The 7,777-nt window shown below is 55.3% G+C and carries 5 protein-coding genes and 1 tRNA gene; 1 reads left to right on the top strand and 5 read right to left on the bottom strand.

Translation table 11 applies throughout. From position 1 onward, the window contains the following. The 4 genes from ACYQ1A_RS14325 to ACYQ1A_RS14310 form a co-directional block, all read right to left on the bottom strand. On the bottom strand, positions 1-252 hold a 252-nt coding region (locus ACYQ1A_RS14325; RefSeq protein WP_499363028.1), incomplete at its 3' end, for an SOS response-associated peptidase family protein. Positions 253-845: 593 nt separating this feature from the next. Continuing rightward, on the bottom strand, positions 846-1,823 hold the full coding sequence (locus ACYQ1A_RS14320; RefSeq protein ID WP_499363026.1) for a RexA family antiphage protein: 978 nt from the start codon (positions 1,821-1,823) through the stop codon (positions 846-848). Positions 1,824-2,141: 318 nt separating this feature from the next. After that, positions 2,142-2,231 (bottom strand) — tRNA-Ser (locus tag ACYQ1A_RS14315). A gap of 88 nt (positions 2,232-2,319) precedes the next feature. Beyond that, positions 2,320-3,846, bottom strand: coding sequence for a cyclic-di-GMP receptor FimW-related protein (locus tag ACYQ1A_RS14310; protein WP_499363024.1), 1,527 nt, complete (start codon positions 3,844-3,846; stop codon positions 2,320-2,322). A 374-nt stretch (positions 3,847-4,220) separates the two neighbouring features. Between ACYQ1A_RS14310 and ACYQ1A_RS14305 the strand changes: the two genes are divergently transcribed. Further along, positions 4,221-5,825, top strand: coding sequence for an ABC-F family ATPase (locus ACYQ1A_RS14305; protein ID WP_053936283.1), 1,605 nt, complete (start codon positions 4,221-4,223; stop codon positions 5,823-5,825). A gap of 107 nt (positions 5,826-5,932) precedes the next feature. Here ACYQ1A_RS14305 and ACYQ1A_RS14300 read toward each other — a convergent pair whose 3' ends face one another. Further along, positions 5,933-7,609 (bottom strand): acid phosphatase, encoded by a 1,677-nt coding sequence (locus ACYQ1A_RS14300; protein ID WP_499363022.1) that lies wholly within the window; start codon positions 7,607-7,609, stop codon positions 5,933-5,935. Positions 7,610-7,777: the final 168 nt, after the last annotated feature.

Here is a 7,777-nt window from a genome sequence, read left to right as displayed (position 1 = left end):
TACGTGCCCGAAGTGGGCGTTTATCACCACAGGGAGGCCGGTGTCAGTAGCCCATTGAGGTCGCAGGCCCCACTTGCTCAAGCTGAACTTGCCGTCCGGGATGCGATCAAGCGTATGGGCGATGACTATGCGATGACCCAGACTCGCGTTGTAGTTGGGATCTGGCCACCGCTTGCGCTGAGTGCGCGTTCTCCAGCCTAGCGCAGCGGCGTAGTCGTTCAGCTCGCGGCATTGGACGATCCGGGTACACATGATGGGCATCGAAGATTATGGCCCGCCATTGTAGAACGATCGTTCTTTTTGAGGGGTGTAAGCGGACGAGCGTTAGCGATCGTACGGGCCAATTTTGGGCCGAAATGCGTCTAATAGGGACGAAGAGAACCGCATTAAATTAGGCCCAGATACGGGTGCATAGGGCTCATTTTCTTAGACGAAATCTGCAGCGATTTTGAGGCGGGGCGGGGGTTTTGATAGCTACACGAAGGACGGACTGTTAAACCGTCCCTCGGTACTATTCGACATTGGCCTTTCTAACTATATTCACAATAGTGATGGTCAAGGCCAGCATCTGCCAAAGGCTACTGATAAAAAGTGCAATCATTAGCAGAAAAACAGAATGGAAGGCGGTTGTGCCCCCAAAACTGAAAATAGATAAAAATGCCGTCGCCACCAAAAAGAATACAGCAATGTAATACATTAAAAAAAGGCGTTTGTGGTGACCTTTCTGTTTGTAACGTATCCAGGATGACGAATTCGTTACCGAAAAAATGATCGTAATAATGGCAGCCAAAAACCCTAGCATTGTAAACGAGTAGCTGGCGACCATATTGGCGACATCTTTAGTATTAGCGGCCAACCTCAACGGCGGCAGCCAAAACGGCGGCGTTGTTATTTTGTAAATTACCAAAAGTAGCGGGCCAGGCATTATTAATAGAATGGCCAGCAATGCATTCGATATTTTGTTTACTGGATCCTTCAGCATTTTCGAATTCCGAAATCTTCTGACTTAAGATGGCGTTAGCCTCAATGGCTTGGACTATTTTCGCTTCCAACTGACTCTCGTCGCGAGCGTCAATAATGTCCGAGAGTCCTCCGTTGCCACGGATGTACATGTCTTGTAGAGTTCCCGACTCTTCGTCTTTAGCGCGCAGAACAAGTTTGTCTAGACCTTCATCTTTTACATTATTGAGCATATTAATTACTGGCGTCTTAATATTCCGACCGCGCTTCGGCTTCATGACAATTGTGAAGCTGTCCACATCAATATAATCTGCTGCGTCGCCTCCGAATGTCTCAACAATGTTTTGCCACACACCATTCGCACTATCAACCTGAATAGCACTTTCGCCAATAAAATCTAGCGACAACGCATCGGCCCGGGTTGCAGATCTCATTAAGGGTACCAAAATCATTTTATGTGTTCTATCGTTCAACGAATAGAGTATTTTGTTAAAAAACTCTACAAACGTCGCGTGGCGTGGAGCATGCAGTTGCGAAGCAAAGGCTATATGGTAATCGCCAATATATACGTAGGACGCAAAGCCAATTTTCTCGTCGGCCGCCAGTAAGCTTTGTAGATCGCCCACGCTTTTTCCTTCGGCGTTAATCCGCTTGATCAGATTGGCGTCTTTACTGGCAATAAACATAAATAAATTGCCAGAATGGTGAAGTAGATAAAGGTTGTCATCAAAATATTTAAATGAATTTTTATATTTATGGTCATCGTAGGCACAGAAGGCCTTCAAAAATTTGGAGATCGACGTCAGCTTGCGTTCGACCTTCCGAAAGGGCTTAAAATGATAACCAAAGTATGTAATTTTCATTTGACGATGATCCAGTGCGTCTAAGCTTATTTAGGCCCGGAATCTTAAGGCTGCAGGCACTCGTTCACAACGTCAGTTTACATTTGTGATGTATAGATGCATCAGTTAGCGGCAGCTCTTTCTTGCACGATGCGAAAGATTACTCCTTCAGCCGTGGCCCTTTGTGCGTCGCTGATAGTGCCTAAAAATCGAGTCCGCAGACGGGGGTTGCGGAACTGGTTGCGGAATTGCGGAAAGGATTTGCCGTTGAGGCCAACCTGATGATCAACAGCCGAAAACAAAAAAGCCCTGAATAATCAGGGCTTTTTGCATTCATTCTGGCGGAGGCCGTGAGATTCGAACTCACGGAGGACTCACATCCTCGGCAGTTTTCAAGACTGCTGGTTTAAACCACTCACCCAGACCTCCATTCAGACCGGCAGTGCGATCTGAGGCGCGTATTCTAGCCGCAAACTGCGCGGCTGCCCAGCGTGGATTCAATCGGGCCTGCCAAGGTTCAGGCTGCGATCTTTTCCAGCACCGAGAATGGCGCAATTGCTGTGCGTGGGCCGCGTTCGGTGGCTTGTTCCAGGCGGATGCGGTAGGCCTTGCCCTGGGCCGCCAGGCGGAACTCGCGGTGCTCGTCGGCGTGGTGCTGCGGCACGATCAAAAAACGGCCGGGCGCAGGGCTGACGCTGTCGGGGCAGTACAGCGCCAGCACGCGGCGTTGGTCCGGCAGTGAGGTCAGTTCAACCGCCACCGGGCTTTGTGACAGCGTCTCGATGCCGACGTGCACTTCGCCGTCGCGGTTGCGGTTGATGCGACGCACGGTGCCGATGGTGAACGGCTTGTTGCCGATGCCGCTCATGCAGACGATTTCGCCCACCAGCAGTTTGTCGTCGTTGGCGATGCGGTAGGTAATGCCAATGCCGCCGTCGCTTTCGTTTTCCAGTTCCCAGCGCGCAACGCCCATGCCGCTATCGGGGCGGCTGCCGCGCAAGAACTGAATGATTTCTTCGAGGCCACGCACCACATGTATCGGCTTCTGCGCGGCGCGGCGTTCGTATTTGCGGATGGGTGCGGGAATTTCGCGACACCACATATTGGCAAGGTGATTCAGTAACTGCACATTGGCGTCGACGCCGGTATCGGCGCGCAAACCCATCGCGGCCGGGGAGCCGCCTTGTTCCAGTTGGCTGGCGGCTTCGCGCATACGGGCGACCAGCGCATCGGTGCTCCAGTAGCGCCAGTTTTCGCCGACCATATCGCGGCGCAGGCGTTTGGGGGGCGTTGCGCCGCCGATGTTGACGCCAAACAGTTGATGGTTGGGCTGGATTTCGCTTTCGATTTCCAGCATGCCGCTCCAGCGCTTGAGAAACTGCGCGGTCATGCTGATTTGCACCGGTTGCATTTTGTCGGGCTGGGCCAGCGACAGCATCATGGCCTGCAGATATTCGCTGCGGACGTCGCTGAAGGGCGAGTCTTCATAGGCGGCGAGGCCTTCGCCCACGTAACCACCTTGCTCGGCATAGGTATACAGGCGATGCAGGCTGCGCCAGGTGCGGCTTTCCAGATCCAGATAACGCAAATAGCACCAGCGCGCTTGCGCCACGTAATAGCTCATGCCGCGCAGGCAGAACAGATGCAGTTGTTTATCCAGACCGCGCGCTTTGGTGGCCAGCGCCTGTTTGATGCAAACGCGGTAGGCGTCGCCCATTTCTTGCCAGAAGGCGAGCATGGTCGGCAGCACTTGTTGCGGGCTGGCGGTTTCGTCGAGGATGTTGCCTTCGCAGACATCGACCAGATGGCGCTGCAGATGGCGTGCTTTTTCGTCCAGATAAGGCACGGTGCGCAGCCGTTCTTTTAACGAGATATCCGCATTGGCGTTCATTTGCCGCAATGCTTTGACGATCTCGATCTGCGCTTGCAGGATGTCGCTTTCGGGCAGCACTTGCATCAGCTGCGTGGCTGACTGGAAATCATATACACCGTCTTGTTCTCGACGGTTCAGGAGGGCGCCTACCAGCCCTTTGAAATCGAACATTGAATTGGCCTCATTGAGCGGATGCCGAATGCCCTTTGCGGGTCAGATGCGCACAGTATGCGCGTGTCACGAATCTGGAACAACTGGGCCGCTTAAGCGGTTAGCTTACAGATTGCGGCCGCAAAACAAAGCGTTACGTCGCACCCGGCGGGCGAAGCCCGGTTTTACGCGGGCGCTGCTGTATGTATGTCGTAAGTATGTATCCGTCCCCGGCAGACCGCGTACACCACGCGCCTGTCATCTGGCCAGGCGCCTGTCATGTCGCTCTGCACGCGCCGCAAGCGGCCTATGTTAGAATCCGCCGTTTTGCAATGTCCTGAATTTGAATCGCTTTCGCCCCGCAAGCGCGTGGGCGGCGAAGGAAAACGCCAGAGATGATCAGTACTTCCAATATTACGATGCAGTTCGGCGCCAAGCCGCTGTTTGAAAAAGTCAGCGTCAAGTTTGGCGATGGCAACCGTTATGGCCTGATCGGTGCCAACGGCTGCGGTAAATCCACCTTTATGAAGATTCTGGGTGGTGATCTGGAGCCAACCGCGGGCAATGTGGCGCTGGACCCGGGCGTGCGGCTGGGCAAGCTGCGCCAGGATCAGTTTGCCTATGAAGACCAGCGCGTGATTGACGTGGTGATGCAGGGCCATGGCGAGCTGTGGGCCGCCATCGCCGAACGCGACGCGATTTACGCCAATGCTGAAGCCACCGAAGACGATTACATGCGCGCCGCCGAGCTCGAAGGCGTGGTGGCTGAATATGACGGCTACACCGCCGAAGCGCGCGCCGGTGCCTTGTTGCTGGGCGCGGGCATTCCGCTGGAACAACACAATGGTCCGATGAGCGATGTGGCACCGGGCTGGAAGCTGCGCGTGCTGCTGGCGCAGGCGCTGTTCAGCAATCCGGACGTGCTGTTGCTGGACGAGCCGACCAACAACCTGGATATCAACACCATTCGTTGGCTGGAAGACGCGCTGAACGAGCGTGATTCCACCATGGTGATCATTTCGCACGATCGGCACTTCTTGAACCAGGTGTGTACCCACATCGCCGACGTTGACTATCGCGAAATCCGCATCTATCCGGGCAATTACGACGACTACATGCTGGCCGCCACGCAAGCGCGCGCCCGTTTGTTGACCGACAACGCCAAGGCCAAGGAAAAAGTGCAAGAGCTGCAGGCATTTGCCCAGCGCTTTGCCGCCAACAAATCCAAGAGCCGTCAGGCCACCAGCCGTTTGAAGCTGGCCGACAAGATCAAAGAGAACATGGTCGAGGTCAAGCCGTCGTCACGGCAGAACCCGTACATCCGCTTTGATGTGGAAGACAAAGCCAAGCTGCACCGTTTTGCTTTTGATGCGGCCAATCTGTCCAAGTCCTTTGACAAGCCGTTGATCCAGAGCCTGACGCTGATTCTGGAAGCCGGTCAGAAGCTGGCCGTGATCGGTGGTAACGGCGTGGGTAAATCCACGCTGATGAAATTGCTGGTGGGCCAACTGGCGCCGGATGCCGGTACCGTCAAATGGGCCGAAAAAGCGCAGCCTGGCTACTTTGCCCAAGACCACGAAGCTGACTTCGAAGAAGACATCACGCTGTTTGACTGGATGAAGCAATGGTCGCAACCGGGTACGGACGATCAGGTCATCCGTGGCATTCTGGGCCGCCTGCTGTTTGGCGGTGACGATGTGCACAAGTCGGTCAAGGTGCTGTCGGGCGGTGAGAAGGGCCGCATGCTGTACGGCAAGCTGATCCTGGAAACGCCGAACGTGCTGGTGATGGACGAGCCGACCAACCATATGGATATGGAATCGATCGAATCGTTGAACCTGGCGCTGGAGCTGTACAAAGGCACGCTGATTTTTGTATCGCACGATCGCCAGTTTGTTACCTCGCTGGCCACGCAGATTCTGGAATTGAATGGCGATGGCAGCTACACGCATTACGTGGGTGGCTACGAGGAATATCTGCACAGCCGTGGCGTGGAATAAGCCGCGCACTGCACCCAATAAAAAACGCCCCGCGGGGCGTTTTTTTTACGTCAATGGTTAGCGCGATGGATGGGGCAAGCGCCGCAATCAGCGCGGCCCGGGCGCGACTAGCCAAAGTGCAGGGTATTGGTCAAATCGCCGGGCGGCTGCGCACCGCGTGCAGCAAAGGCGTCGTCACGCATCTTGATGCCTTCCAGTTTGGGCAGGCCATGAATGCGGCTGATCAGCCGCAGAATGGACGTAGTGTCGTAGAAGGTATGGTCAACCACGCCGCGTTTGGCAAACGGCGAAACCACAATCGCCGGAATGCGCGAGCCCGGCCCCCAGCGATCGCCCTTGGGCGGCGCCACGTGATCCCACCAGCCGCCGTTCTCGTCATGGGTAATGATCACCACCATGTTTTTCCATTGCGGGCCGCCCATCAAATGCGACAACACATTGGCCACATGGCGATCGCCCGATTCCACATCCGAATACCCGGCGTGCATATTCAGATTGCCCTGTGGTTTATAAAACGCCACCGCGGGCAATTTGCCGGCGATGGCATCGGCAATAAACTTGTTCGACAACGGGCTATCGCCAAGGCCGCCGTCTTTTAGATGTTGCGTCCGGGCCGCGGTACCGGGGCCGAATTGTTTGAAGTAATTAAACGGTTGATGGTGGTACTGGAAATTAGGCGCGTCCGGCCCGCCTTTGCCTTCGAGCGCAGCCTGCCAGCTGCCGGCATACCAGGCCCAACTGATATTTTTGCGGCTGAGCAAATCGCCGATGGTGTCATAGGTTTGCGGCGGGCAAACCGCGGCATCGGCCGGATCGGCGCTATTAGCATCGCCGCCTTCAGCCGGGGCAATCCAGCTGGGTTGATACGGCGGCGCCATGGTATTGACCGCGTAGCCATCGGGCGTAATGGCGCCGTTATTTACAAACCTGGGTGCGCCATCCAGTGCCGAAGCCGGGCTGTCTTTGGCTACGCTCAAACGCACGCCTTGTGGGCCATCATCCAGCACCGCAATCTTCTTTTTGGCGGCCGTTTGCGCGGCGTTGAAATATTCATTTGGACGGCTGGCAATCAGATATTGGTGGTTCATATAAGAACCGCCAAAGGCCGCCATAAAAAAGCGATCGCACAGCACGTATTTACGCGCGATCTGCCACATATTCAGGTTCTCGGCCGATTTGTCGTAATAACCCATGACCAGGCCACCAGAATCCGCCCATGCGGCAAATTGATCATTCTTGCCGCCATTAATCTGCATCTGGTTTTGATAGAACACATGCCATAAATCGCGCGTGACCACGGCTTCCGGCAGCGCTTTGCCTTCGGCATCTTTAAGCGGGAAGGGCGCATTGGGCAGATTGTTGATTTGGTCTTCTTTGATCAAATAGTACTTGCCGCCAACGGTCTGACCTTTTTGCACCAGGCCGCCCCAGATCCTGGGCAGGGTGGGCAGGGCTTTGCCATCGCGATCCAGCTGGGTGTATTGCTCGGGTTTGAGCGCAGACAAAGGCTGCTCCACGCCGGGGAAGTCACCGTACAGATTGTTAAAGCTGCGGTTTTCCAGGTAGATGACGACCACGTTCTTGATATGCGTCTTGAGCTGGGCATCGAGGGAGCCACCGTGGCTGGCGGGCGTGGCGGCAGCGGCTTCTTCGCTGGCCAGCACGGGCAGGACACCGGCGGCGCTCAGCGCGGCCAGGCTCTCCAGCATGCGACGACGCGACGGGTCGCTGGGTTGATCATCCATTTCGGTGGCGTTGCGGGTTTCAAATTCAGACGGGGTCATGGCAGGACTCGCGGCGTAGGGTAAAAGAAGACTTCCGGGGTCGGGTTGCGCGTTATTTTGCTCGCACGCACAGCCGGTATACGCGCCGATTGTTAAATAAATTTGTAATCTGCTTGCAGATACCACGCGCCGCCCTCATAACCCGGGCTTGAACCCGCGTAACGCTTG

Source organism: Silvimonas sp. JCM 19000 (assembly GCF_054652575.1).
The sequence above is the reverse complement of the archived record's forward strand: the minus strand, read 5'-3'. Positions and strand labels throughout refer to the sequence as shown.